General features: G+C 66.2%; 19 protein-coding genes and 4 pseudogenes. 18 read left to right on the top strand and 5 right to left on the bottom strand.

Annotated features, from left to right (window positions below):
- Window positions 1–20: 20 nt before the first annotated feature.
- From AAHF99_RS14265 to AAHF99_RS14230, 8 genes are all read left to right on the top strand, one after another.
- On the top strand, window positions 21–527 hold the full coding sequence (locus tag AAHF99_RS14265) for a type VI secretion system baseplate subunit TssE (protein ID WP_342165049.1): 507 nt from the start codon (window positions 21–23) through the stop codon (window positions 525–527).
- A complete protein-coding gene (gene tssF / locus AAHF99_RS14260; protein WP_342165048.1) occupies window positions 524–2485 on the top strand; it encodes a type VI secretion system baseplate subunit TssF in 1962 nt (653 codons plus the stop codon). Before AAHF99_RS14265 ends, tssF begins: the two co-directional genes overlap by 4 nt.
- The gene (tssG, locus tag AAHF99_RS14255; protein WP_342165047.1) at window positions 2482–3549 is read left to right on the top strand and encodes a type VI secretion system baseplate subunit TssG; all 1068 of its coding nucleotides are present in this window, start codon (window positions 2482–2484) and stop codon (window positions 3547–3549) included. The genes tssF and tssG overlap by 4 nt, the downstream gene beginning before the upstream one ends.
- Window positions 3530–6208, top strand: a complete 2679-nt coding sequence (gene tssH, locus AAHF99_RS14250) for a type VI secretion system ATPase TssH (RefSeq protein WP_342165046.1) — start codon at window positions 3530–3532, stop codon at window positions 6206–6208. The genes tssG and tssH overlap by 20 nt, the downstream gene beginning before the upstream one ends.
- A gap of 27 nt (window positions 6209–6235) precedes the next feature.
- Complete coding sequence (locus AAHF99_RS14245) at window positions 6236–7096, top strand: hypothetical protein (protein WP_342165045.1); 861 nt, start codon at window positions 6236–6238, stop codon at window positions 7094–7096.
- An 80-nt stretch (window positions 7097–7176) separates the two neighbouring features.
- Entirely contained in the window at window positions 7177–7572 is a 396-nt protein-coding gene (locus AAHF99_RS14240; protein ID WP_342165044.1) for a DUF4087 domain-containing protein, read from the top strand.
- A 68-nt stretch (window positions 7573–7640) separates the two neighbouring features.
- Window positions 7641–7940 carry a hypothetical protein gene (locus AAHF99_RS14235; protein WP_342165042.1) on the top strand — a complete coding sequence of 100 codons (300 nt, stop codon included), beginning with the start codon at window positions 7641–7643 and terminating at the stop codon, window positions 7938–7940.
- A gap of 4 nt (window positions 7941–7944) precedes the next feature.
- On the top strand, window positions 7945–8331 hold the full coding sequence (locus AAHF99_RS14230) for a hypothetical protein (protein ID WP_342165041.1): 387 nt from the start codon (window positions 7945–7947) through the stop codon (window positions 8329–8331).
- Between the two features lie 78 nt (window positions 8332–8409).
- Here the strand turns inward: AAHF99_RS14230 and AAHF99_RS14225 are convergent, their stop codons facing one another.
- Window positions 8410–8697: a PAAR domain-containing protein gene (locus AAHF99_RS14225; RefSeq protein ID WP_342165263.1), complete on the bottom strand. Its 288-nt coding sequence runs from the start codon at window positions 8695–8697 to the stop codon at window positions 8410–8412.
- Between the two features lie 297 nt (window positions 8698–8994).
- Between AAHF99_RS14225 and AAHF99_RS14220 the strand changes: the two genes are divergently transcribed.
- From AAHF99_RS14220 to AAHF99_RS14205, 4 genes and pseudogenes are all read left to right on the top strand, one after another.
- Window positions 8995–10224: a M23 family metallopeptidase gene (locus AAHF99_RS14220; RefSeq protein WP_342165040.1), complete on the top strand. Its 1230-nt coding sequence runs from the start codon at window positions 8995–8997 to the stop codon at window positions 10222–10224.
- Window positions 10225–10390: 166 nt separating this feature from the next.
- The gene (locus tag AAHF99_RS14215; protein WP_342165039.1) at window positions 10391–12817 is read left to right on the top strand and encodes a caspase family protein; all 2427 of its coding nucleotides are present in this window, start codon (window positions 10391–10393) and stop codon (window positions 12815–12817) included.
- A 152-nt stretch (window positions 12818–12969) separates the two neighbouring features.
- A pseudogene (locus AAHF99_RS14210) lies at window positions 12970–14003 on the top strand (IS3 family transposase); the annotation flags it as partial.
- A gap of 22 nt (window positions 14004–14025) precedes the next feature.
- Window positions 14026–14550 (top strand): annotated as a pseudogene (locus AAHF99_RS14205) (transposase); the annotation flags it as partial.
- Between the two features lie 30 nt (window positions 14551–14580).
- Here the strand turns inward: AAHF99_RS14205 and AAHF99_RS14200 are convergent.
- Window positions 14581–14709: pseudogene (locus AAHF99_RS14200) on the bottom strand (transposase); the annotation flags it as partial.
- Between the two features lie 318 nt (window positions 14710–15027).
- On the opposite strand from AAHF99_RS14200, the gene AAHF99_RS14195 reads away from it, so the two are divergent.
- The 6 genes and pseudogenes from AAHF99_RS14195 to AAHF99_RS14170 all read left to right on the top strand — a co-directional run bounded on the left by AAHF99_RS14195 (window position 15028) and on the right by AAHF99_RS14170 (window position 21114).
- Window positions 15028–15983 (top strand): IS630 family transposase gene (locus AAHF99_RS14195; RefSeq protein WP_342165038.1). Its coding sequence is split into 2 segments (ribosomal slippage): window positions 15028–15367 and window positions 15367–15983, totalling 957 coding nucleotides; the frame shifts between segments, so codons are not numbered across the junction.
- Between the two features lie 86 nt (window positions 15984–16069).
- Window positions 16070–16827 (top strand): IS5 family transposase gene (locus tag AAHF99_RS14190; RefSeq protein WP_342165036.1). Its coding sequence is split into 2 segments (ribosomal slippage): window positions 16070–16394 and window positions 16394–16827, totalling 759 coding nucleotides; the frame shifts between segments, so codons are not numbered across the junction.
- A 92-nt stretch (window positions 16828–16919) separates the two neighbouring features.
- On the top strand, window positions 16920–18221 hold the full coding sequence (locus AAHF99_RS14185; protein WP_342165262.1) for an IS701 family transposase: 1302 nt from the start codon (window positions 16920–16922) through the stop codon (window positions 18219–18221).
- A gap of 468 nt (window positions 18222–18689) precedes the next feature.
- Complete coding sequence (locus AAHF99_RS14180; RefSeq protein WP_342165035.1) at window positions 18690–19361, top strand: hypothetical protein; 672 nt, start codon at window positions 18690–18692, stop codon at window positions 19359–19361.
- Window positions 19362–19622: 261 nt separating this feature from the next.
- A pseudogene (locus AAHF99_RS14175) lies at window positions 19623–20173 on the top strand (IS5 family transposase); the annotation flags it as partial.
- A 449-nt stretch (window positions 20174–20622) separates the two neighbouring features.
- Window positions 20623–21114 (top strand): hypothetical protein, encoded by a 492-nt coding sequence (locus tag AAHF99_RS14170; protein ID WP_342165034.1) that lies wholly within the window; start codon window positions 20623–20625, stop codon window positions 21112–21114.
- 418 nt (window positions 21115–21532) lie between these two features.
- Here the strand turns inward: AAHF99_RS14170 and AAHF99_RS14165 are convergent, their stop codons facing one another.
- The 3 genes from AAHF99_RS14165 to AAHF99_RS14155 all read right to left on the bottom strand — a co-directional run bounded on the left by AAHF99_RS14165 (window position 21533) and on the right by AAHF99_RS14155 (window position 25344).
- Window positions 21533–23095: an ISL3 family transposase gene (locus tag AAHF99_RS14165; RefSeq protein WP_342165033.1), complete on the bottom strand. Its 1563-nt coding sequence runs from the start codon at window positions 23093–23095 to the stop codon at window positions 21533–21535.
- Window positions 23096–23740: 645 nt separating this feature from the next.
- The gene (locus AAHF99_RS14160; RefSeq protein WP_342165032.1) at window positions 23741–24736 is read right to left on the bottom strand and encodes an ADP-ribosylglycohydrolase family protein; all 996 of its coding nucleotides are present in this window, start codon (window positions 24734–24736) and stop codon (window positions 23741–23743) included.
- Window positions 24737–24837: 101 nt separating this feature from the next.
- Entirely contained in the window at window positions 24838–25344 is a 507-nt protein-coding gene (locus AAHF99_RS14155) for a hypothetical protein (RefSeq protein ID WP_342165031.1), read from the bottom strand.
- Between the last annotated feature and the right edge of the window lie 291 nt (window positions 25345–25635).

The raw sequence follows: 25635 nt of genomic DNA, 5'->3' as shown, positions 1-25635 counted from the left end.
TCCGTGTCCGATCCTCAGTCATGGATGTGTTCCGCACCGCCTTCCAGGATCGCGACCGGGGTAACGAGGCTCCGGCCGCCGATCTGGACCAGCGGCGCCCGATCGTGGGCCGCAAGTCCACCGTGGCCGGCGTCGTCTCGGATGGCGAGCTGCTCCAGAGCGTGTGTCGCGATCTCGGGACCCTGCTTAATGCCGTCAACTTCGCGGGCGGCACCGATCTCACGGCTTTCCCCCAGGTCCGTAGTTCGATCCTCAATTTCGGGTTCCCCGACTTGGCCCACCGTTCGATCGACAAGGGAACGATCACCCAGATCGGCGCGGAGCTGGCGGCGGCCCTCTCGATGTTCGAGCCGCGCCTGGCCCGCGATTCGATCCGCTGCATCTGCGACGAGCGCGTCGAGGCCGACATGCTGCGGATCCGCTTCATCGTGTCGGCGGATCTCGACTGCGATCCGCTGAACGTCCCGGTGACGTTCTTCGCCGACCTGGAGCGGGACACCGGCAAGATCCTGGTCCAGCGCCGATGAACCAGGAATTCCTCGACCTCTACAATCGCGAGCTCGGCGTTCTGCGGGAGCAGGGCCGGGAGTTCGCGGAGGAGTTCCCGAGTCTCGCCGAGCGCCTCGGCGGGCTGCTCGAAGAGCGGTCGGATCCCATGATCCTGGGAATGCTGGAGGGCGCGGCGTTCCTGGCCGCCCGCGTCCAGCTGAAGCTGAAGCACGAATTCCCCGAATTCACCGGCAACCTGCTCGAACAGCTCGTCCCGAACTACCTCGCGCCCACACCCTCGGCGCTGCTGGCGCAGGTGAAGCCCGTCTTCGGCGATGCCGCCCTGCGGGAGGGGCGCCGCATCCCGGCCGGATCGCACCTCGATTCCATCTACCGGGAGGCGCAGCGGCAGATCTCGTGCCGGTTCCGTACGACCGCCGACCTGACGATCTGGCCGTTCGAGCTTGTCCAGGCCGAGTATTTCGCCTCGCCGGGCCCGCTCCAGGCGCTCGGCATCCCCACGGGCTCCGAATGCGTCGCGGGGCTGCGGCTGAAGTTCCTCCACCGCACGGCGCCGCGCCGGGAAGAGGAGATGCCCGACAAGGTCGCGGCGCAGGAGCCGGCGAGCTGGGCCGCCGGCTGCCAGATCGAGCGCCTGCCGATCTATCTGGTCGGCCCGGAGGCCGAGGCCGTAGCGATCCTGGAACAGCTCCTGGCGAACCGCATCGGCCTGTTCTTCCGCATCCTCGACTCGACCGGCGACCCTGTGGTGATCCCCGGCTCCCCGGACGCGATCCTGCCGGTCGGCCTCGGCGCCGAGGAGGCGCTCGTCCCGAACGACCTGCGGGTCTTCGAGGGGTTCGACCTCCTGCGGGACTACTTCCTGTTTCCTCGCAAGTTCATCGGTTTCGAGGTCGCCGGCCTCGCCGCGGTCATGCCCCGGCTCCGGGCCCGCACCTTCGAGATCGTCGTGACGTTCGACGAGGCGAATGCCCGCCTCCCGGCGGCCGTGAAAACCGAGGCTTTCGCGCTCTACGCGGTCCCCGCCGTCAACCTGTTCCAGATGTCCCTCGACCGGGTGCCGGTGGTCGCGCGCCAGCACGAGTTCCACCTCGTTCCCGACCGCAGCCGCAGCCTCGATTTCGAGGTCCACCAGGTCCTCGAGGTCCATGCCCACCGGACCGGCATGTCCCACAAGGTCGCGGTGCCCCCCCTCTATGCCGCCTCCCGCGAGGCGGGCAGGGAGCCCGGTCTCGCCTACGCGATCCGCCGTCTCCCGCGCCGGAGGACGGGGGCCGAGCGAAGCTACGGGCATGTCTCGGACTATGCCGGGACGGACGTGTTCCTGTCCCTCGTCGAGCCCGATCGCCTGGACGACGAGCGCGGTGTCGCCGAACTCAGCGTCCGCGCCCTCTGCTCGAACCGGCACCTGCCGGAGCAGCTTCCGGTGGGCGAGCGCCCGGTCGACTTCCACTTCCTCGACGATGCCTCGCTGACGGTCGTGTGCCTGAACGGGCCGACCCGTCCGCGTGAAGCCGTGGTCGCTCCCCTGCGCAGCCGCACCGAGACCGCCTTCACCGGCTCGGTGGCCTGGCGGCTGATCAACATCCTGAGCCTCAACCATCTCGGGCTGGTCTCGCGGGGAGCCGGACGCGGCGCCGAGGCCCTGCGCGAGGTGCTGATGCTGTTCGCCGACCTCAGCCAGGGCTCCACCGAGCGCCGCATCCGGGGCGTGCGGGTCATCGACAGCCGGCCTGTGAACCGGCGGCTGCGCCGCCGGACCGGGACGGGCACCGCCCGGGGCACCGAGATCACGGTCCTCCTGGAAGAAAAGGCGTTCGAGGGGACGGGCTGCTTCATGCTCGGCCTGATCCTCGATCGGTTCTTCGCCGAATATGCCGGGGTGAACCACTTCACGCAGACGGTGCTTCGCACGGTCGAGCGCGGCGAGATCATGCGCTGGCCGCCCCGGGTCGGCGCGAGGCGGCCCCTGTGAGCTACGCGCCCGAGACCCTCCGCGCGGCCCTGGAGGCGGAACCCTACCGGTTCGACCTCCTCTGGGCGATGCGCGTGATCGAGCGCAGCTTCCCGGACAAGCCACGGATCGGCGACAGCGCCAGCCGCGACCAGGATTACCTCGCCCTCGGCGAGAACCCGTTCCTGGCCTTCCCGCCCTCGACCATCGAAGCCGTCGAGACGGATGCGCAGGGGCGCCTGCGCCTGTTCGTCCGGTTCCTCGGGCTCCTGGGGCCCCAGGGGCCGCTCCCGCTCCAGACCACGGACGAGACCTATGGCTGGTGGAGCAACGGCCATGCCGGATTCCCGCGCTTCCTCGATCTCCTTAACCACCGCTTCATCCAGCTCTACTACCGGGCCTGGGCGGATGCCCGGCCGGTCGCGCAGGCCGACCGGCCCGATCAGGATCGCTTTGCCACCTATATCGGCAGCGCCATCGGCCTCGGGTCGCCGATCTTCCGGGAGCAGGATACGGTCTCGGACGCGGCGAGGCTCAACTTCGCCGGGCTGCTCGGGCCCAAGGCCCGGTCCGCGTCGCGGTTGCGCCAGGCGGTCGAGGGCCTATTCGGCATCCGCTGCGAGGTGGAGGAGTTCGTTGGCACGTTCCTGCCCTTCGATCGCGCCGACCAGACCCGGCTCGGAATGGCCTTCGCCGGCCTCGGCGTCGATTGCCTGGTCGGCGCGAGCGTCTTCAGCATCGAGGACACGATCCGGCTGAGGCTCTATGCCCGCGACCGCGACGAGTTCGAGGCCTTCCTGCCGACCGGGCCGCTCTGCACGCCGTTGGCGGACCTTCTCTACTTCTATCTCGGCTGCGAGATCGACTGCGAGGTCGAGATCGCCCTGCCGAGGCGGGCGGTCCGCCCGCTCCAGCTCAACCGGGAGGCGGGGGGGCGACTCGGCTACACCACCTGGATGGTGAGGACGCAGGACGCGGACGCCGAGGGATACCGCTGCGATGCGAGGCTGAACCCGGCGGAGCGCGCCCGGCGCCCCGCCGATGCAGAGCCACAGGGGGATCGACATGGCCGACATCAGTCTTGAGACTGTCACCGGCAAGCTCAACCGCGTCGGCTACGAGGCCTTCTTCCAGGCCTTGCGCCACGCCAAGGGGGCCGGCAACCGGAATGTCGAACTCGGCCACTGGCTGCTCCACCTGCTGCAAGGCAGCGGCACCGACATCGCCCTGACCGCCGATGCCTACAAACTCGACCGGGCCCGGCTGCTCGCCGAGATCGAACGGGCGGTCTCCGCCCTGCGCCGCAACGAAACCGAGATGCCGGGCATCTCGAACGCCGTGGTCGACCTGCTCGACCGGGGCTGGCACTACGCCACCCTGTTCTTCGGCGAGACGCAGATCCGCACCGGCCACATCCTGCTGGCCGGGCTGAAGGCCCCCGAGCTGCGCCGGGCCTTCCTCACCCTCTCACAGGAATTCGCCAAGATCCCGGTGGAGGCGCTCAGCGCCGAGCACCGGGGCATCTGGGGCCGGTCGGACGAGGAAACCCTGCGGCCGATGGATGGCTCGGGCGTGGTCGCGGCCGGCACGCCCGGGGCGGCTGCCGCCGCGGCCAAGGGCCAGACCGCGCTCGATCGCTTCTCGCAGGATCTCACCGCCCGCGCGGCGAGCGGCGAGATGGATCCAATCCGGGGACGCGACGAGGAGATCCGCCAGCTCATCGACGTGCTGATGCGCCGCCGCCAGAACAACCCGATCCTCACGGGCGAGGCGGGCGTCGGCAAGACCGCCGTGGTGGAGGGGTTCGCCCAGCGGATCGCCGCGGGCGACGTGCCGCCCTCGCTGAAGGGCGTGCGGCTCTGCGCCCTCGATATCGGGCTGATGCAGGCCGGGGCCTCGATGAAGGGCGAGTTCGAGCAGCGGCTGCGCTCGGTCATCGACGAGGTGCAATCCTCGCCCCAGCCGATCATCCTGTTCATCGACGAGGCCCACACCTTGATCGGCGCCGGCGGCGCCGCCGGGACGGGGGACGCCGCCAACCTGCTGAAGCCGGCCCTCGCCCGGGGCACCCTCAAGACGATCGCGGCGACCACCTGGGCCGAGTACCGCCAGTATTTCGAGAAGGACCCCGCCCTCACGCGCCGGTTCCAGGCGATCCAGATCGGTGAGCCCGACGTGGCCCGCTGCTGCGACATGGTGCGGGGCCTGCTGGGGCCGATGGAGAAGCACCACGGCGTCCGCATCTCCGACCGGGCGGTGGTGGCCGCCGTCGAGTTCTCGCACCGCTACATTCCCGCCCGCCAGCTCCCCGATAAGGCGGTGAGCCTGCTCGACACCGCCTGCGCCCGCGTCGCGATCAGCCAGAGCGCGACCCCGGCGGCCATCGAGGACGCGCGGGTGGCCATCGCCGCCCTGGAATCCGAGCGCGCGGCCCTCGTGGCGGACCGCGACCTCGACATGGCGGACGAGGAGCGCGTCGGCGAGATCGACGCCGAATTGGAGGGGATGCGGGCCAAGCTGACGGAACTCGACGGGAAATGGGCGTCCGAGCGCGGCCTCGTCGACGAGATCCGGGCGCTGCGCGAGGCCCTCGGCCGCGCGGAGCCCGACGCGCCGGGGCAGCGCGACACGCTGCGCGACCGCTCCGAGGCCCTCGCCGCGATCGACCCGGAAGGGCGCATGATCTACGCCCATGTGGACGAGCAGGCCGTGGCCTCCGTCGTCTCCGACTGGACAGGCATCCCCGTCGGCCGGATGGTGCGCGACGAGATCGAGACCGTGCTCCGCCTGCCGGAGATCCTGAACAAGCGCGTGGTCGGCCAGTCGCACGGCCTGTCGATGATCGCCAAGCGCATCGAGACCAACCGGGCGAGGCTCGAGAACCCGAACAAGCCGATCGGCGTGTTCATGCTCTGCGGCCCCTCCGGCGTCGGCAAGACGGAGACGGCGCTCGCCCTCGCCGATGCCCTCTACGGTGGCGAGCAGAACATGATCACTATCAACATGAGCGAGTTCCAGGAGGCGCACACCGTCTCGACGCTCAAGGGCGCCCCGCCCGGCTATGTCGGCTATGGCGAGGGCGGCCGGCTGACCGAAGCGGTGCGCCGCCGCCCCTACAGCGTCATCCTCCTCGACGAGGTCGAGAAGGCGCACGGCGACGTGCACGAGATCTTCTTCCAGGTCTTCGACAAGGGGGTGATGGAGGACGGGACCGGCCGGCGCATCGACTTCAAGAACACGCTCATCATCCTGACCTCGAACGTCGGCACCGACCTCATCATGCAACTGGCGCAGGATCCTTCTTATCGGAGCGACCCCGCCGCGATGGCGGCGGCCCTGCGGCCGCAACTCTTGAAGGTCTTCCCGGCCGCACTCCTCGGCCGGATCGTCACGATCCCGTACTTCCCCCTCTCGCCCGAGATGCTCGGCGGCATCGTCCGGCTGCAACTCGACCGGATCGGACGCCGCATCCGCGACAACCACGGTGCGGGTTTCGCCTACAACGATGAGGTGATCGCCCACATCGTCTCGCTCTGCAACGACCCGGATTCGGGCGGCCGGATGATTGACAACGTGATCACCAACTCCCTCCTTCCTGACATCTCCGTGAAGATACTGGGTTACGTGCTCCGTGGCGACACAATCGAATCCGTCGAACTGACGATGGGCGACGCGGCGATCGAGTGTCACGTCTCCGGCGGTGCCGGCTCCGCGCCCGCGTCCCCGCCCGCGGATCGATCGTGAGCATCCGCCCAAGCGAGGAGGCAGGGTATGGCGTCCCAATCGCTCCAAGTCGGCCACTACAACGCGAACACCTTCCGCAGGAAATTCGTGGAGACGTTCGCTGGCAGTCCGAAATACGACCCTAAGGCGCTGACCGATGTCCTCGTCCTGCTGGACATGATCGGCCGCGATCCCGGCATCACGGACCGGCGGTGGGCGGCCTATATGTTGGCGACGGTCATGTGGGAGACGACCTCGCTGGAAACCCACCATGTTCAGGCGAAGGACAAGAAGGGCCGCCCGCTCTTCAACAAATCCGGCCACGCGATCGTGTTGAAGCGCAAGGCTTGGGTCTACAAGATGGCGCCGGTCGATGAGGTCGGCCACGGCAAGGGCCGGCGCTACCACGAGCCGGTGAAAGTCCTGCCTCTCGACAACGGCGGGGCGCAGATCACCGAACAGGACGGTGATCAATTCAGTATCTCGAAGACCGGCGTGATCAAGAAACTGACGCAATTCGCGAAGATGGGCTCCAAGTACGGGGGGGCGCATCACAAGGCCTTCGACGAGGATGCAGGGCAGGAACACGCGTATTTCGGCCGGGGCTACGTCCAGCTGACGTGGTGGTCCAACTATGCCCAGATGAGTATCGCGCTGAAGCGTGGATTGGAACTGTTGCTCGCGCCCGAAATGGTCAAGACACCGCAAGTGTCGTATGAAATCATGTCCTATGGGATGCGCACTGGCTTCGGGTTCACCAACGGGCATAAGTTTGATGATTACTTTCGTGGGGGACTCTGTGATTATAAAAGCGCTCGAAGGATGGTCAACGGACAGGACCATGCCGACGACATCGCGGACATCGCGCTGAAATTCGAAGGGATCTTGAAGGAGGCGTCCGCAGGCTGAGCGGGCGCGAGCGAAGGCGCTCGGTCCGTAGGTGTCCGAAGTGCCCAGGTGGGCGGTCTACCCTCGAAGGAACGTCGGGAATGAAGCGTCATCGTCAATGGGGCGTTCTCGGTTGCGCGATAGCCGCAAGTGGTCTGAGCCTGTCGCCCGGTCTCGCGGCTGCAGCGAAGGACGAAACCCGATGCGGCTGGTTCGATAACCCGAGCCCGGGCAACGCCTCGTTCTACGATCGGGATGGCGAATGGACCATCGCAATCCAGGGCGGGCATCAGGCCAAGGGGGATTGGCCGCCAACCTTCCCGCCGGCCCAGTACGTGAAGGCGGGAACCGGCAGCTACGGGCGCGGGTGTGCCTGTTTCGAGGCGAGCTTCGACGCAGCCGAACACGTCGTGGTGGCGATCAAAGCGGCCAGGTCCCGCACCCTGAAGGAGTGTCGCGCGGATCGAAAACTCAAAGAGATCGAGGGGCAGCTGTAGCTAGGCGTGCCGGTAGTACCTGCCAGGATTGATCGAAGAACTTCACCGCGAGCGATGGAAGGCGTGTCATGTCGGAAGGGAACCGGTTCGAACAGGTCGATAATGCGCCCGACGATGCGATGGCTCTGGTGTTGCGCCGCGAAGGAGACCGCTTGAGCGGGTGCATCGCTTGCCCCGCTTCAGCCACGGGGGGGCGGTTGCCGAAGGATTTCCAGGGTGCCGAGTTGCCGTTGAAGGAGGCTTTCCGCGCCGCGATCAAATTCGCGAACGATTGGAAGGTGCCGCTCGTGGTAATTGATCCAGATGCGCTATGGCAGCCGGCCTGGGGGACGCTGTATCGCGACGACCACGACGACGGAGCGGCCTAGCAGCATGTTCGAAGCCCTGAACACATGGATCAATCTAGGTCCGTTTAGGCCGCATTTCGCCGTCCGCTCTACCGCGATGGGGTTCGTGTTTCACCACATCCGTCCCGTCAAGAAGCAGACGGTCGTCCTTGATGACGGCCGCTGGCTACAGATAATGCCGAACGAGGTCTCGCTGATCGGGGGCATCGGTGGCGACGCCTTCATCTGCTTCAAGCGGAAGGGAGATCCCGGGGCGGGCGAACTCGTTAGGCTATATTCTGCCGCCGAGATCATGCGCTACAACGAAGGGTTCTTCATTCAGTGGCGCTTGGCTCAGAACAACTTGTACACTTCCGCTTGGGAGGTGTTTAACGGACCCAATCGCATTACAATCACTTCGGCCCGGGCATAATCGTCACCGGTGGGCCACGCCCCCGCGCCTGAGGGGGCGCTCAACCTGTCGCCCGGTCCGGGCGCCGGCTTGGTCCTTTCACCCGCCGATTAGCACGGTCGGGAGACCCGTTGTGATCACGCCACCGTGGGTGGTCGGATCGCCGATCCGCGCCGCGGGCTGGCCGCCGATCAGGACGGTGGTGGAGCCCATGAGGATGGAATCGACGGGCCCGGTGCACTGGGCGAGATCCCCGACGCGCGCGGCGGCGATGCCACCGATCAGCACGGTCGGCATGCAGGGCGGGAGGATCGGCCCGCCGACATGCGGCACCAGCACCGTGACCATCGGGCAGGTGTGAAGGTCGGTGATGCGGGCGGCGGGCATACCCAAGACTAACTCTCCCACAGAAAGCCGGTTTCCGGACACTATCCCCGCATCGGTCGGTTCGGCAACACCGGCTTCGCCACGCGAATGCCGTTGTCGATAAGCCATACCGGCTTGGAAATGCCCGAATGGCCATCCACACGCGGTCGCTGATCTGGTAGGCTCAGTCGTCCTTACAGGATGGCGGGTCGTTCTGTAGATTTATGGGGAAGGGTGGCGGTGAGGCAGGCGTCGACGAGGATCGGCCGGGCATCCGTCGGCGGTCGCCGGACGGCTTCTGCGCGGTCGTCGTCGCGCTTGGCGGCCTACCTCCTTGCACCGCTCCTGGTCTGGGCGGCGGTAGCGTCCTGGTTCGCTTATGAGGGGAACAGAGAGAACAAGCGGCTGGCCGCCGAGCAGACGAACCAGAAGACGGTTTACGAGGACAAGGTCCGTGCGCTGACCCGGCGCCTCGTCGGCGTCGCGAGTCACCAGGTTCTGGAGCAGGACGGTCTCGCCGGGCGGATGGCGGACATCGTTACCCGCCAGGTTGACCTTGAGAATCGCCTTGCGACTCTTAGCGGCTACGCCCAACGCATGGCGGAGCCTGTCCGGCCGCAGGCCGATGGGTCCTCCCGCGAGCCGGTCGCCGCCGCTGCCGCTGGACGGCGCGGCAGCGAGCCCAACATCCTGCAACTCGGGCGCACCCGCGATCTTGGGCAGACCGGAGTCGGACCGCGCTCGGAGCTCGGCGGATCTCCCGCCGATGCCGAGAGGGATCGGGTGAGGGCACTTCTAACATTGCCGACGCGGGAGCAGTTCGCGGCGCTCGAAGCTTCGCTCGACGGAGTCGACCGCACCGAGGTGCGCGTTCTGGGCGGCTTCGCCCAGCGTGTGCGGGACGCGATCGGCTCTTTGCGGGGAGCCCTCACGGGGATCGGCGTCGCTGTGACACCGCCACCAGCCCCGTCGCCGCCGATGGCCACCGCCCCGAGGGACGCCTTCGAGGCGGCCGCCCGCGCATTCGAGGCCGCGCTCGCCGAGCAGCAGCGGTGGCGGTCCGCGGCCGATCAGGTCCCCTTGCGCCGTCCGATCGAGCAGGCCGAGCGGCATCTCACGAGCAATTTCGGCCAGCGCAAAGACCCCTTCACGGGCGTCGCGACTATGCATGCTGGTATGGATTTCCGCGCGCCGGTCGGCACGGAGGTCCGAGCGACCGCCGCCGGCCGGGTCATCACCGCATCGCCAACTGGCGGATACGGCAACCTTGTGGAGATCGACCACGGGGGCGGTGTGGTAACGCGCTACGGCCACTTGTCCGCTTATGCCGTCTCCGCCGGGCAGACGGTGCGGTCGGATACGGTGATCGGACAGGTCGGCTCGACCGGGCGGTCGACCGGGCCGCATCTCCATTACGAGACACGGGTTCACAGCGTGGCCGTCGATCCGCTGCGCTTCCTCCTAGCTGGCTCAACCCTGCCGGGCATCGGTGCTGTCGCCGAGACAGGGGGCTCCCAAGACTCCGCTGACGAGGGGTCGGACGATTGATGCCCTCCGCGTGCTCCCCGCCCGCACGACAGGCGCCCTCCGCGGGATCCGCGGGCACGACTGCGTTGCACGGTCCTGCCTTTGCCGGCCCCTGCGTCGGGACGGCGCACAGCGCCACGGGCTAGCCATGCAGGCACGCAGGCTCCTCGTCCTAATCGTAAGTATCGTGCTCGCGCTGGCCGTGGAGGCCGCGCGCGCCGCGCCGGTGGAGCGTCGCGTCGCCTTCGTCGTCGGCAACGCTGCCTATCAGCGCTTCCCTTCCCTGCCCAACCCGCGCAACGACGCCGAGGATGTCACGTCGTCGCTTAAGAAGGCAGGGTTCCAGATTTTCGGCGGCACCGATCTAACCCGGGAGGCCCTCCGCGATCAGCTACGGCAGTTCGCCCGCGCGGCGCAGGGAGCCGATGCGGCCCTCGCCTACTATGCTGGGCACGGCCTGCAATACAAAGGCCGCAACTACATCGTGCCGATCGATGCCAAGCTTCAGGACGAGTTCGATCTAGAATACGAGACCGTTCGGGTAGACGACATTGTCGGCGAGCTCAACCGCGCCGACGGAGCGCGGATCCTGATCCTCGATGCTTGTCGCAACCTCCCGCTGAAGGAACGTAGTAACCGCAACCCGTTCGACACGGGACTCGCCAAGATCAGCGGCCGCGGCCTCGTCGTGGCCTACGCGACCCAAGCCAACGCGCTGGCCTATGACGGCGCCGGCCGCAACAGCATCTTCACGAGTGCCTTCCTGAAGGTCATGGATGAGCCGGGGCTGGATCTCCCGCAGTTCTTCCAGCATGTGAGCATCGCCGTCGACACGCAGAGCGGAGGTCGGCAGACCCCGGAACTGTCCTTGTCCTATCCGGGGAAGTTCACGTTCAACCGTAGCGAGACAGACCGCGACGTCTGGCACAAGATCCGCGGCACCAGCGACGCGGTTGTGCTGCGTGACTTCATTGCGCGCTACCCGGAGAGCGACTTCGTCGAGCTCGCGAAGCTCCGGCTCAAGCTTCACGACGATTGGAACGCCCTGGGCGAGCAACTCGAGCGCCGGAAGAAGGACGCCGAGGCACGGCGCATCGCCGACTTGGCCGCCCGGGACTCCGAGGCCAAGCGACGTGCCGACGAGGCGCGCCAGCGCAAGGCAGTAGAGGAGCAGGCCGAGGTAGAGAGGCGCGTCGCGGAGGCCGCACGGCAGGCTGAAGAGGCTCGGCTCGCCGAGGATGCGCGGCAGCGCAGGCTGGCCAACGAACAGGCCGAGAAGGCCAAGCGTGCTGTTGAGGCCGCACGGCAAGCCGAGGAAACGCGCCAGAGGGTATCTGCCGAGCAGCAGGCTGCCGAAGCCCGGCGTGCGGAGGCTGCGGTCCGCGAGGCGGAGCAGGTCCGGCAGGCCGCCGAGGCGCGCCAGCGCAGGGTCGCCGAAGAGCAGGCCGAGACTGCCCGGCGTGCGGCTGACGCCGCGCAATTGGCGGAAGAGACGCGTCAGAGAGTTGTCGCCGAACAGAAGGTCGCGGAGGCCCGGCGGGCCGAGATCGCCGCCCAGGAGGCCGAACAGGCACGTCAGAGGAAGGTGGCCGAGGAGCAGGCGGAGAGGGCTAGGCGCGCCGCCGAAGCCGTACGCCAGGCCGAGGAGGCGAGTCGGCGGGCTCGCGCCGAGGATCTCGCTGCGGAAGCCGAGCGAGCTGCGCTCGCCGCCCGGGACGCGGAGCGGGAGAAGGCCGCCGCAGAGACGCGCCGCCGAGCGCTCGCCGACGCGGAACGCAATGCACAGGAACTCCGGAGGCCGGACCTCCTCGCGAGTGCCGCAGTGCCAAAACCCATGGGTTTCGATGAGCACGAACCGGCAGTGCCAGAACCCGGCCTTAACGGATCGGATAGCGTGGCATCCACAGGGGAAGCGGCTCGCCCGGTCGGGCGCCTCGCGTCGTTCGAGACGCCCGACGGGAATGCCAGCCCGGCTGCGGGCCGGCCCCTCGGGGAGGCACGCTTCGCCTACAACGCCCTCCAAACACCCGATCCGATTCCAAAGTCCGGCGCTGACGGCGCTTTCCCCAGCGATACGATCGTGCGCGACCGCCTCGTGCGCGAGACGAAGGCCGAGCTCGGTCGCATCGGCTGCATTGACGAGATGCCGGATCAGGTCTGGAACGGGGCATCCAGAAACGCGCTGGCGCGTTTTGCACGGCAGGCAAAGCTGCGCCCAGTTCCGCTCGAGCCGACTCCGGATCTTCTGAAGGATCTGCGCGACCGCCCCGCCCATTTTTGCCCGCTTCTATGCGGGGTCGACCACCATGCCGACGGCAACCGCTGCGTTGCCAACGAGAAGCCGAAGGCGCCGGAGCCCAAGCCTGTCGCTCGCCGGCCGAAACCGGAACCCAAGCCCGTTGTTCAGAAGCCGAAGCCAACGCACGAGGTGAGCCGGCCGAAACCGGAACCCAAGCGCGTTGTTCAGAAGCCGAAGCCGATTCAGGAGGCCGTGCGGCCTAAGCCGGCCCCCGTTGTCCGGGCACGCCCTACGCCGACCCCGGCGCCGCCGCAAGCGCCCGTGGCAACGGCAGCCCGGCCGATCTCGCGCCCGATGATGGGTGTCGGATTCTAACGAACGAAGCGCTGATTCGCGGCTGCCGTTCGTGTGGTATTCCATCCTGTGAAGGAATGACGGTCCGACCTTCTTTGCAAGGCAGCAGACTCACTTCGTAACTAAAGGCTTGGCTGTTAGAAATCTGTGGCGATTTGAGAGGCCTGTCTGGGCACCCGCCGGCCGAGCAGCAGGAGGACATGGTCGCAGAGCTCAAGCGGCTGCGGCGCGAGAACGAAGTGCTACGCCAGGAGCGAGGGATCCTGAAGCGGGCTACGGCTTTTTTCGCCAAAGAGGGAAGTCAATGAGGTTCCGCCTCGTCGATGCGGCGAAGAAGGACTTCCTGGTCGCGCGCCTGTGTAAAGTCCTCGACGTCAGTCCGAGCGGCTACTACGCCTGTAAGAACCGCCCGGCATCGACGCGCCAGCGCGAGGATCTCGTGCTGCTCGCCCATGTCCGGTCCGCCTTCACGCCCTCGCACGAGACGTACGGCAGCCCCCGTATGACGCACGAGTTGCGCGAGCAGGGCTTGGCGGTAGGCCGAGGGCGCGTGGCCCGGCTGATGCGGGAGAACGGGCTCGAGGCTCGCCACCCGCGCCGCTTCCGAAGCACGACGGATAGCGGCCACGCTTTCCCGGTCGCGCCAAACCACCTCGATCAGAACTTCACAGCGGCGGGGCAAGATCGGAAGTGGGGCGCGGACATCTCCTACGTCTAGACGCGGGAAGGGTGGCTGTACCTGCCGGTGGTCCTCGACTTGTACTCTCGGCGGGTCGTGGGCTGGGCGGCGGGCGAGCGGCCTCACAAGGAACTCGCGCTGACCGCGCTGCGACGCGCCCTTGTGGTTGGGCGGCCATCGTCAGCTTTGATGCATCATTCTCATTGCATCAGTCAGTATTGTGCAAATGAGTATCAGGCGGAACTACGAGGTCATGGCATCGTGATCTCGATGTCCAGCAGGGGCAATTGCTATGACAACGCGATGGTCGAGACGCTCTTCAAGACGCTGAATAGCGAGGTGGTCTGGCGCACCGCGTTCTGGACGCGATCCGAAGCCATCGACGCGCTGGCCCGTTTCATCGACGGGTTCTACAATCCCCGTCGCCGCCACTCGGCGATCGGCTTCACTAGCCCCCTCCAGTTCGAAAGGGGCATCACCCACCAAACCGCTCTCCATCAAACTGAATCAAGTCCACAGCAGGCCTAGCGCTGGCTGTCTCGAGAAGCTGGCCAAGGATCTGCGCGCGGTGCTGCGCATGGCGTCGGGTCGGGCGCCAGAGCCAACGGCGACCATGCTCGACAGTTGGACCTTACGGTCCTCACCTGAGAGCGGCGAGCGGACCGGCTACGATGGTACCAATCGTAAGAAGGGCTCGAAGCTGCACTTGGTGGTGGACACGCTTGGCCGTCTCCTGGCGCTGCACGTCACGCGGGCCGATGCCGACGACTTGTCTAAGGTCGGCCGCTTGGCCGAGGCCGTGCAGGCCGCCACTGGCGAAAGCGTCGAGGTTGCCTTCGTTGATCATGGCTACACCGCAGAGAAGCCGGCCACGGCAGCACGTGAACACGGCATTGCGCTGGAGGTGGTGAAACTTCCCGAGGCCAAAGGCGGCTTCGGGCTACTGCCACGCCGTTGGGTCGTGGAGCGCTTCTTAGCCTGAGCCACGAGTTTCCGCAGGCTCGTCAAAGATTACGAACGCTACGCCAGCACCTTGGCAGGCCTGCACCTTGTCGCCTTCGTCTGCATGGTGGTCCATCTCCCGCTCGCGCCGGCCATCGATCTAGTTGCGCAGCGTCGAGAGCCCGACGCCGAGATCAGCGGCGACCTCCCGGCGGGAGCGCCCGCTCGTCTGTTCCAACCGCACCGCCTCGGCGCGAAATTCGGGCGTAAAGGTCTGCCTCCGGTCTGCCAACGGAACCTTCCTTCTTCAGGAAAGGAGCTCTCCACTTTCGCGAAGCAAGTTCAGCTCAGAGTTGTAGCCTATCTACCCATGCCAACGAGCGGTCGCCTAAGATGTGCGCTGCTGAAGCTTGGTCAAAGATTGCAGGTGCTATGGTAGCACGCTGGCAGGGATGCTTATGATACGTTCGTCTGTCTCATGTTCAAGAGGCAAAAAGAGTGATGATCAGTTCAGCTGGGCTAGAGCGGTCACCGACCGGATTGAATCGTCTGGGGTTTCGGTCGCAGCGGTGATGTGATTCGATGGACGGCTTTCCGAGGAGGAGAGCCGATGGCGTCTGCCCTGTCCGTTGATCTGCGCGAGCGTGTCGTAGCCGCAATTGAGGCGGGGGCTTCGCGCCGGGAGGCGGCGCGGCGCTTCGAGGTCAACCCGGCCAGCGCCGTGCGCTGGCACGGGGCCTTCGTGCAGGAGGGTCGGACGCAGGCCAAGCCGATGGGCGGCGATCAACGCTCGCATACGATCGAGGCGCAGGCCGACTTGATCCGGCAGACCTACGAAGCGCAGCCCGAACTGTTCCTGCACGAGTTGCGCGACCGTCTGGCCGAACGAGGTCTGCGGGTCGGGGTCAGCAGCCTGTCCTGCTTCTTCAAACGCCACGGCATCACGCGCAAAAAAACACCGGCCACGCCGCCGAGCAGGAACGGGAGGACGTGAAGGCCGCGCGCCTATCCTGGTTCGAGCGCCAACTCGATCTCGAACCGGACAGCCTCGTGTTCCTCGACGAGACCGCCACCAACACCAAGATGGCAGGTCGTTATGGGCGAGCCCCGCGCGGCGAACGCTGCCGGGTCGCGGTGCCGTTCGGGCACTGGAAAACCATCACCATCACTGCCGGTCTGCGTACCAGCGGCCTGATGGCCACCGCACTCTTCGATGGACCGATGACCGGCGCGTGCTTCCGCGGCTATGTCGAAGAAACTCTCGTCCCAGCCCTCAGGCCCGGCGATACGGTCGTGCTCGACAATCTGCCCGCCCACAAGGTCAGCGGCATCCGCGAGTGCATCGAGGCGGCGGGAGCGAGGCTGCTCTACCTGCGGGCCTATTCCCCCGACTTCAACCCCATTGAATTGGCCTTCGCCAAGCTCAAGGCCATTCTTCGTGCCGAGGCTGCTCGCACGATCAGCGACCTCTGGGACACTATCCGACGAACCTTCAGACGCTTCACGCCAGCCGAATGCCGCCGCTATCTCGCCGCCACAGGCTACGACGCATATGATCCAACCTGATCGGATAGCGCTCTAGGTCGCGAACCCATAACGGCTGGCACGGTTGAGGTGCGGCGCTATTAGCCCTCTGAGCAGGAGGGACTTGGATGGCTCGGTTTGATCTGATGGATGCGGAGTGGGCGGTGATCGAGCCGCTGTTGCCGACGGACGTGCGCGGCAAGGAGCGCGTGGATGACCGGCGGGTGCTCAACGGTATCTTCTGGCGGCTGCGTACGGGCGCACCCTGGGCGGACATCCCGGCGCGCTACGGCCCGCATACAACCTGCGGCAACCGCTTTCGACGCTGGCGCAAGCGCGGCATCTGGGATCGGCTTCTGGACGCCGTGTCAAAGGCTTACCAGGGCGACCTGCAGATGATCGACGCCACCAGCGTGCGGGTGCACCAGCACGCCGCCTGCGCCCAAAAAAAGACGGCCGATCCGGTAGCATGGGTCGCTCGCGCGGCGGCCTGACGAGCAAGATCCACGCGCTGGTGGATGCCGAGGGCCGTCCCGTGGCCCTCAAGATCACGGAAGGCCAAGCGCATGACGGACGCTCAGCGGCCGACATGCTGGGCGGGTTGGGTGCAGGTCAGATCCTGCTGGGTGACCGGGCCTACGACAGTGACGCGCTGCGAGCACGGATGGCCGAGCAGGGGGCGTGGGCAAACGTGAGGCCGATACCCAACCGCAAGGAGGTGCTGGCCTTCAGCCCCTTCCTGTACAAGTACCGCAACCTGGTTGAGCGTTTCTTCCGCAAGATCAATCACTTCCGTGCCGTCGCTACCCGCTACGACAAGGATCCCGACAACTTCCTGGCCAGCGTCAAACTCGCAGCCCTGCGTGTCTGGCTGCGTGCCTTATGAGTCCGCGACCTAGCACTACTTTGGCAGATTGAGGGAACGAGGTAGGATCCTTGCGGATTCGCGTGCCATGGCGACGGTCATGGGGGATCACGATGCCCGGTGCTGGCGGATGGCGTGAGGATCTGGAGCGGTGGCTACAGCCGTTCCTCGAGGGCCTGTCGCATCCGGCGCGCCGAGCGATGTGCCCGCTGTACGTGGCGGGGCTGATCGGCCTCGGAGATCGCAAAAGCATCCAGCCGATGGCGGCACGGGCCGAGGGCGTCCCCTACGACCGGCTCCACCACTTCATCGCGGCCGGGATCTGGGATGAGGCGCCGCTGCAGCGGGCGCTTCTCGGCGAGGCCGATCGCCTTGTCGGAGGTGCGGATGCGATCTTGGTCGTCGACGACACCGCCTTGCCGAAGAAGGGCGACCGCTCGGTGGGGGTGGCGCCGCAATACGCCACGACGCTGGGTAAGACCGCCAACTGCCAGACGTTGGTGTCGCTCACGCTGGCGCGTGGCGAAGTGCCCGTAGCGGTCGGCTTGGCGCTGTTCCTGCCCGAGAGCTGGACGAGCGACCCGGATCGGATGGTCTCGGCCGGCGTACCCGAGAGCCTGCGTGCGGCCCGGACCAAGCTGGAGATCGCGGTCGCGGAGATCGACCGGGTCCGGGCGGGTGGCGTGCGCTTCGGCTGCGTGCTGGCCGATGCCGGGTACGGGTCCGCCCCGTTCCGGCAGGCCCTGAGCGCGCGGGGCCTGAGTTGGGCCGTCGGGATCTCGGGACGCAGCAAGGTCTACCCAGCCGGCGTGACGATGATCTTCCCCGTGGCGGGGCGTGGGCGACCGCGCAAGCGTCACGTCCCGGATCAGGTCTCGGTCGCGGCGGAGACGATCCTGGCGGACATGACCGGCCGAGCGGTGATCTGGCGGCGCGGCACCAAAGGCCGGCTGCGCGCTCGCTTCTGTGCGTTACGCGTTCGGATGGCCGATGGCCCGACCCAGCGGATCGGCACCCAAGGCAACCAGCACCTGCCCGGCGACGAGGTCTGGCTGGTGCGCGAGGAGCGCGGCTCGGGCGAGCGCAAGTTCTACCTCTCGAACCTGCCCGCCGACGCGACCCTCAAGCAGCTCGCCGCCATGATCAAGGCGCGCTGGATCTGTGAGCAGGCCCACCAGCAGATGAAGGAGGAACTCGGCCTCGACCACTTCGAGGGTCGCTCATGGACTGGGCTGAACCGACACGCGCTGATGACGATGATGGCCTACGCCTTTCTGCAATCCCGGCGCCTGGCAGCAGCAGGGCGGAAAAAAAAGAATCGGCTGCCCACCGCCTCAGCCCTCGATGCCGGCGATCCGGCAGGCCATCCTCGAATACCTCAGCCGGCCATCACCGCGCCGATGTCCACACTGTGACGCCGCCCTCGATCTGCCGCCCTGACATCAATCTGCCAAAGTAGTGCTAGTGCTCCGACGCACTCACTCCGTTCATGCGAGCAAGCACTAGACATTTCATTTTGCATCAATTTTTCAAGACGCGGCTGAAGCCTTCGTCTGGATCGATGCACTAGATCCAATTGAAATGCATGCTTCCGCTACGTAGCGGAGTGTGATTCTCAGCCATCCGGATTGATGGCCGTGGAGCCTGAGGATGGCCAAGCCGAGATGCAGTGAAGATATCTGGCATACACGAATGCAGTTACCCCTTGGATCTCGAGAATAAACTGATAAGTCCAGAAGGAGCGGATTGCAAAACGCCACAGCTCGGGGCGATCATCAGCTTTGGACACGAGCGGGCACTTGGATTAAAATTGGAGTTCTTTACCATTTCAGCTCCATTTGGGGGAGCGCGTGCCGTAGCACAGTCAAAGTGGGAAGGGGCAAATGACACTGAAGGCGTCAATCAGCGAGATGGCGGTGTCCAACCGGCTCAGCCAGGCTCGGTCACGGGTCAAAACTGCGGACATCGCGTTCGCCCAGATTAGTGACATCGGGCCTGAAGACGTGGCCGCCCTCAAGGAGGCGACCGAGCGCCAAGGCCTTCTCGTCGTAATGCGCTGCCCGAAGCCGGGCGCGGTTGCTTTTCAGGGCGTCTTTCCTGCGAAGCGCGCGGTCGACGGGTATGACAGTAAAGGAAGTGTTGTGAAGTCAGGTGAGAGCGGGCTTGGGGTTCATCCGGAGCGACGCAACTTCTTCGTTTCCGACTACGACATGATGAGTCTCTGGGCCACCGCGGGGGGGGGGCGCTACCGAAAGCTTTTCGCCTCCGCCCTGACACCCACAAGCCGTTCCTGGAGTCGCCAAGCAATGGATGCGGTGCGACTGCTGAACATGGCGCTGCAAAGCAAGCTGCAGCACGGGGCTCAGGACGATTACACTCCACCATCGGGCAAAACGCACCCGGGTGTCTCCCCGTATACCCGCTTTGCAGCTTTTCGCGAGGGCGAGGCGACCTATTTGCGTTCCATGGGCGAGTGCAAGGCTTACTATGGCCGATGGAATCTCTACTGGCCGTACAACGATGCCGGAGAGTTTCTCGAGGCCGCGAAGCCATAACGCGGGAGGAGCCGGATGTTAGCCCTGACCTTGCCCCCTGAAATGCCCTCAGTCTGAAGCTAGGGGCCGTCACGAGGAGATACGGACTATGAGGTAGAGCCGTAAGCGCTCCGTGGCGGCCGCCTTGTGCAGGTAGTGCTTTGCTCCGGATACAAGACCTGGCGTCGGATGGCGCTGTATCGGCCCTGTGTCTGGATCTATGACCCATCCTCCTCACATCGTCGTAGCCAGCACGCGCCGCACGTGGTCGCCCGACACGCGCTGCTCGACCGGTTCGGCCGTCAGAATGGGATCGACTTCAGTCGAACTTCCCTCGACAGCGCCTCGATCGCCGCAAAAAGGGGGGCGCTTCGACGGGCCCGAACCCGACCGACCGGGGCAAGCCGGGCGCGAAGCGCCACACCCTCACTGACGCGAAGGGCATCCCCCTCGCGCTGATGCTGACGGGTGCAAACGTGCACGACAGCCGGATGCTAGAGGCGGTCGTGGATGCCGTCCCGCCGATCCGCTCATGCTGGGGACCGCCGCGCAAGCGTCCCGTGAAGCTGCACGCCGACAAGGCCTACAACCACCGCCGCTGTCGTCAGGCGCTGACCCGCCGGCGCATCCAGACCCGCATCGCCCGGCGCGGGATCGAGAGCAGCCAGCGGCTGGGACGGCACAGGTGGGTCGTCGAGCGCACGTTGGCGTGGTTCGCCCAGTTCCGTCGCCTCGCCATCCGCTACGAGCGACGAGCCGACATCCATCTCGCCTTCTCGACGCTGGCCGCAGCCTTCATCGTCTGGCGCTTCATCGAACGATGGCTTTGTTAGGCGCTCTAAGGGCTCGCCGAGGCGCGTCACTGCCTTCATCGGCCCTGACGGCGCCCCAGGACCGTCCCCGCTTGCCAAAAAGCCGCCGCGCACTGAGTTAGGAAGACTATTCATCTGGCCCGTGCTGCCGTGAGTTCGAGGCAGACAGACGCCCGTCGGTGATCGTGGGACGGCTTGGCTGTCGCAAACTTTCGTCAGCTCATGATGAGACCCTATGCCTGCGTCCCATGATGCAGGGCCCAGCGCGCGCCAATGCGGTCGAGAAAGGCTGGAAGTTGTCAAGGATACGAACTTCGCTGACCGCGTGGTTATTAACACCGCGGGAGTAGGTTAACGCAACTAGATTGCGGAATTTGATAGTTTCGTATCTCATGCCCATTAGACAGAGTGATTCGGCCTGATGGCTACGATACATAAATTAAACATAATCAATATACTGAAGGAATGGCATGATGGGTAGTGCTTTAGAGTGGAAATCGATGCCCACAGGCGGAACATCGACATATAAAGGCGGGCTTTACTGCGGGCCTGGCTGGGGTTTTACCTACAAAGACATTTTAGATGGGAAGATAAAGTCAATGCCAAAAGCGCTGGATGCCATCGACGAGGCCTGTAAAGGCCATGATGAGTGCTACGATGACAATGGCTATATCACTGCAGGTTGCAACTTAGTGCTGACGTCCAAAATGGTCGAAGTCATAAAGAGCGACAGCACGACAACCCAACAAAAAGTCGATGCAGCAGTAATGGCTGCGATATTTTTCACTGAAGGTTTTCTTGTTGACCCTATCGCAAACCCAAAAAAGAATACCAAAGAATTTAGGGACCAAGTTGCAGGCCTCTTTCGTCAAGGCAAATACACGATGGAGCAAGCTATAAATAGGGCAATTCAATTCACTGATAACGGAGTAAAAGAAGCGCTGGGGCGAGGTGGTCTGTAGAGGATGATAATCCTAAGTATGTAAGCGTGCGATTGCAGGAATATAGCTCGGGCAGATTGCTATTATGCTGCGACTCAAGCGCCGAGGGCCCACGAAGCCTTTTTGGTGCTCGCTTTCGGATGGCGATTTTTTTAGCGTTCGCACACGACTGTTGTCCGCCTCGGCGCCAGACACATGGCGCAGACCTCGTAGAAGCTGCTGCCGGTCATCCGACCAGTTTTCAGGCTGATGTAACCGCCCTGCTGGATGCGCGTGGTCACTGCGGTGGCTACACCGTCCATGACTTCGAACTTCCGGCAGGTCCACTACAGGTGATATAGCGGGCGCGCGGGCTTCTCGGCGCGGCGGATGTCGGCCATTAGGTAGTGGGCTCTCTGTGTTTCGGCGTGCAACTTTGGCTCTGACCCACTTTCGCTGATCATCCGGAGGTCAATCCGATCAGGGGAGCTTGCAACAGGTCGATCTTGCCGCGGCCATACATCTGGCGCTTCACCAGCTTGAGTTTGGTGATCTGCCCCTCTGTCTGGCCGTTCGACCATGGCAACGTGATCGCTGTCTGAACCGCAGCTCGGTCCTGACCGACTCCGCGGGCGAACGAGGCGACGAGGCCTGTGCCAGCACGCGAGAGCCACCCTTCGAGCCTGTCCGGTGCCATCGCCCGGACCATCGTCTGGAAAGCGCCCACCACCTCGCGCGCCTCGACCAGCGCCGGCACGCCGTCCTTGACGGCAGCCACGGTCAGCGTCTCCGCCTTGGTCAAGCGGTCGCGACCTGTCGTCAGCCATCGCGCCAGGGTTCGTGCCGACGGCACACGCTGCAGCCGTTCGATCTTGGCCTGCTCGGCTCGTCGACGCCGCGTCGCCCATTCCCCGACCACGCGAAGCGATCCCCGGAAGCCTTGTCCCTTCGCCCTTCGCCAAAGTTCGGTCGCGTTGCGACTGCCAGCATCCCACCGGGCATCGAGCCATGGTAGATAGACGTCGAGCGAACTCTGGCGGACCCGGAAGACGTCGGTACGCTCCCCACGTAGGACCGCACGCACCACCTTGCGGCTGTGGCCAAGACGTTGGCAGATCCGGCGGATCGGAACGCCTGCCTCGCCGAGCGAGCGGATGGCTGCGTCCGCCTCCTCCCGCCGCAGGTAACCCTCGTACTGGATGCGCTCAGCTGCAGTGAGTAGCGCCGGATCGATCTTGGCTGCGCCGACGACCTCGCGAACCTGTCGCATCGACCTGCGCACGGCATCGAGGAAGCCACGGCTGGCATTCTCCATGAGGTGCCATCGGTCGGCGACCTGGATGGCCTGCGGCAGAGCACGGGCGATGGCCTCGCCATATCCACCCCCGCGGTCGCGGGCGACGATCTGGATCGAGCCGTTCATCTTCAGCCAAGTCTGTGCGGTAGCCTGCTCGCGGTCGGGCAAGAGCGATACGATGCGGCGGCGTTCGAGATCGCAGACGAGGGTGCCGTAGCGGTGGTTGCGCCGCCAGGCGAAGTCGTCGATGCGGATGACGCTGAGTGGATCGGAGTGTGTCGCCGCCCGACGGCAGATCATGCGCAAGAGCGTGTCGCGGCTGACCGGCAGCATCAGGCGCTGAGCGAGGCCTGCACCGGGCCGACCACCGAGTGCGAGCCCGAGGTGATGGACGATCTGCTCCAGCCGCGAGGTGCGTCGTGCGAAGGTAGGCAGGACGTCCTCGGAGAAGCGCTCGGCGAAGATCTTCCGCCCACAGGCCGCTGTGTCACACCAGAAGCGTCTCACCATGACTTGAAGTTCGACGCGCCGACCACCGAGCGGCAGGTCGGCGGCGCGGCGCTGGTAGCGGCTTTGAATGCGACGTGACGAGGTCCGGCAGTCTGGGCACGTCGCCGTCGCAGATCCAGACCTCACGACCAGACAGATCCGATCGGTGCCGACATCGAGGTGATCGGCGACGAATCCGGCAAGTACGAGGCTCGACGGTCTGAAGCGAGGGCGCATGCTGCGGCTCCATCGTGGATATCCGCAACCTCAACGCCGCCGGCATCAGCGAAAGTGAGTAAGAGCCAAAGTCCAACGCAGATCCAGGGTCAAAGTTCAACGCCGTTTGACAATCAGTCCCCCGTCGCCTGCCGCCGAACGCGGTCGCGCATTCCGCAGGTCCGGGCTGCCCCCGTCACGAACGAGAACTCCGCGGGAGCGTCGCGCGCACGTGCAAGCTCGGCTAGGGCGAGCGGATGGAGATCAGCGGATGCGGTAGTGGCCGTCGCTGCGTACGACTACGCGCGCGCCCGCTAGGCCAAGGCGGCCACAATCCCTGCTACGATCGCGGGGGCCTGCAGCCAGCGGTTGGCGTGGAGCGTGAACAAGTCTGCGCCTGGATCGTAGACAAGCCGCCCGCGCGGGTGCTCGTCGTACTCGCTCCACGCGAAAGCCTTCGGCAGGCCCTCCCCCGCCGCAGGCCCTCCGCGCCCAGCCGGCTCCACCCCTCCCACACCTCGTAGTGCCCGCGCGGATGAGTCAGCATTGCCCCGTAGGCTTCGGCTTGCGCGAGCGGCGTGGCGTCGGTGATGAGCACAGGCGGTCCCCCGTCGTCGCCCGGCACCCGCCAGAAAATACCAACCGATAGGCCCGCGGGGGATGCGCTCAGCACGCTCTCGCTCCAGCCTTCGAATCACGCCGGACCAGCTGGTCGGCGAGGTCGGTGATGCGTGCGCGCCAGGAAAGCGGCGCGAGCCAGCGGTCTGGGATGGCCGAGGCCCCGTACACCGCCCCGGCGAGCTGACCGGTGACGGCCCCGACCGTGTCGGCGTCGTCCCCGAGGTTGACCGCCAACACGAGCGCGTCCTCGAACGTCGCGGTCGTGCCCACCGCCCACAAAGCTGCCTCCAGCGTGTGCACGACGTAGCCGGACGAACGGATCTTGTCCCGGCCCTTGCCCCGCCACGAGCCCCGGGCGAGCGCGTCGATCGCCGCCTCGCCGTCCCGCGCCACCGGCATCAGCGTGTCGTCCATCCCGCTGAGGTAGTGCCTCGGGCGCAGGCCGTCGGTGTCCGCCCCGATCCAGGGGCGCGGACGCAGCACATCGGCCTCGCCCCGGATCGCCCCGCGTAGCAGCTGCACGAAGTAGGCGCAGGCCTCGACCGCCTGGGGGGCGCTGTGCGTCGTGCGGCTCTGGTCCCCCGCGATACGCTCGGCCTCTCCCGGGTCGTCGAGCGTCACAAGAGCTACGGGGGCCAGCCGCATCAGCGAACCGTTGCCCGCCGTGTCCGGGGCGGGCGAGCCGGCGAACGGCTCGCCCGTGCGCTCGTAGCGCACCAGCGCAGCCCGCGTTGCGATGCCGATGTCGAAGCACGAACCAGTACACGAGTACGTCCCCTGCCGGTACCAACTGATGAACCGGTCCATCAGGTCGCGCGGGTCGAGAGCGGGGTTGGTGGCGAGGCTCTCTGCCAGCGCCAAAGCCATGCTCGTATCGTCGGTCCACTCCCCGGGCCGCAGCCCGAACGGGCCGTCGCCTAGCATCTCGGTGTGGCGGGGGTGGGTGTCGCGGCGGGTGAACTCGAGGGTGGTACCGAGCGCGTCGCCCACAGCGAGGCCGAGCATCGCCCCGCGGGCGCGGTCCAGCACAGGGTCCGACATGGTGGAAGGCGTGATGGCGTGGGACAGGGGGCAGCTCCTGGGATCAGGGGGGTGTGCGGCCGACGATACCGCCGGCGGCCGGTGAAGGTGGGGGGAGCGAGCTACTGCGCGGCCACGGCCTCAAGGTACACTTGGTCCCGGGCGGGGGACGTCCAGCTTAGCCCGTAGCCGTACAAGCGCACGCCGCGGGAGGTGTAGAGCCGCGCCGAGTAGGAGCGCACGGCCTCCGCGTTCTCGCGCATCCCCCGCACGGTGGCCGCGAACTGCTCCGGGGGCGTGCCTTGAGCTGGGCGCAGTGCGTCGATGCTCCGGCGGACGGTCTCAGCGTGGTCGGTCATCTCGGTGATCGCCTGGACGCGGATCGGCCCGGTGAGCGCGGTGGCTTGATCCTCGACCGCCTGGCGCAGCAGCCGCTGAGCCAGGGCGGAGTCGCAAGCCGGCAGCTGACCCGGCACGGCGCCTGGGGCCGACACGGAACCGCCGTCGGCGCGGTGCCACAGGCGGTAGCCACCGAGCAGGACGAGGGCGGCCAACCCGCCGATCGCCGCGGCGCGGCGGGTGCGAGCACCGTCGGGCGCGGCGGCGTTGGCCCTGTAGCGGGCCCGCATCCGCGCGAAGAGGCGGGGGGTCGGGGTCTCGGGTCCCGTCTCGGGGGGGCTCGGGCGAGGTTGGGTGCATCGGGCTCTCCGGGTGCCGGCGCGCCTGCTGCGCCGGTCCGGAAGATTCAAAGGAGGCCTCCAGAACTTGCGGCTTCAGAGTGTTGCAGGCGGCACGGTTGTGGAGTCGTCAGTCCTCCCGAGGACCATGTCCGCACTCGCCGGTTGCAGGTCGGTGACGAACAGCGCCACGAATCACCCGAGCTGGCCGCCCTTGTCGCCGATTGCGGCCCCGCGTAACCG

It is taken from the genome of Methylobacterium litchii, assembly GCF_038442315.1.
In the GTDB taxonomy this organism is placed as follows: Bacteria; Pseudomonadota; Alphaproteobacteria; order Rhizobiales; family Beijerinckiaceae; genus Methylobacterium; species Methylobacterium litchii.
Note: the sequence above shows the minus strand (reverse complement) of the source record. Positions and strands in the feature narration are given on the sequence as shown.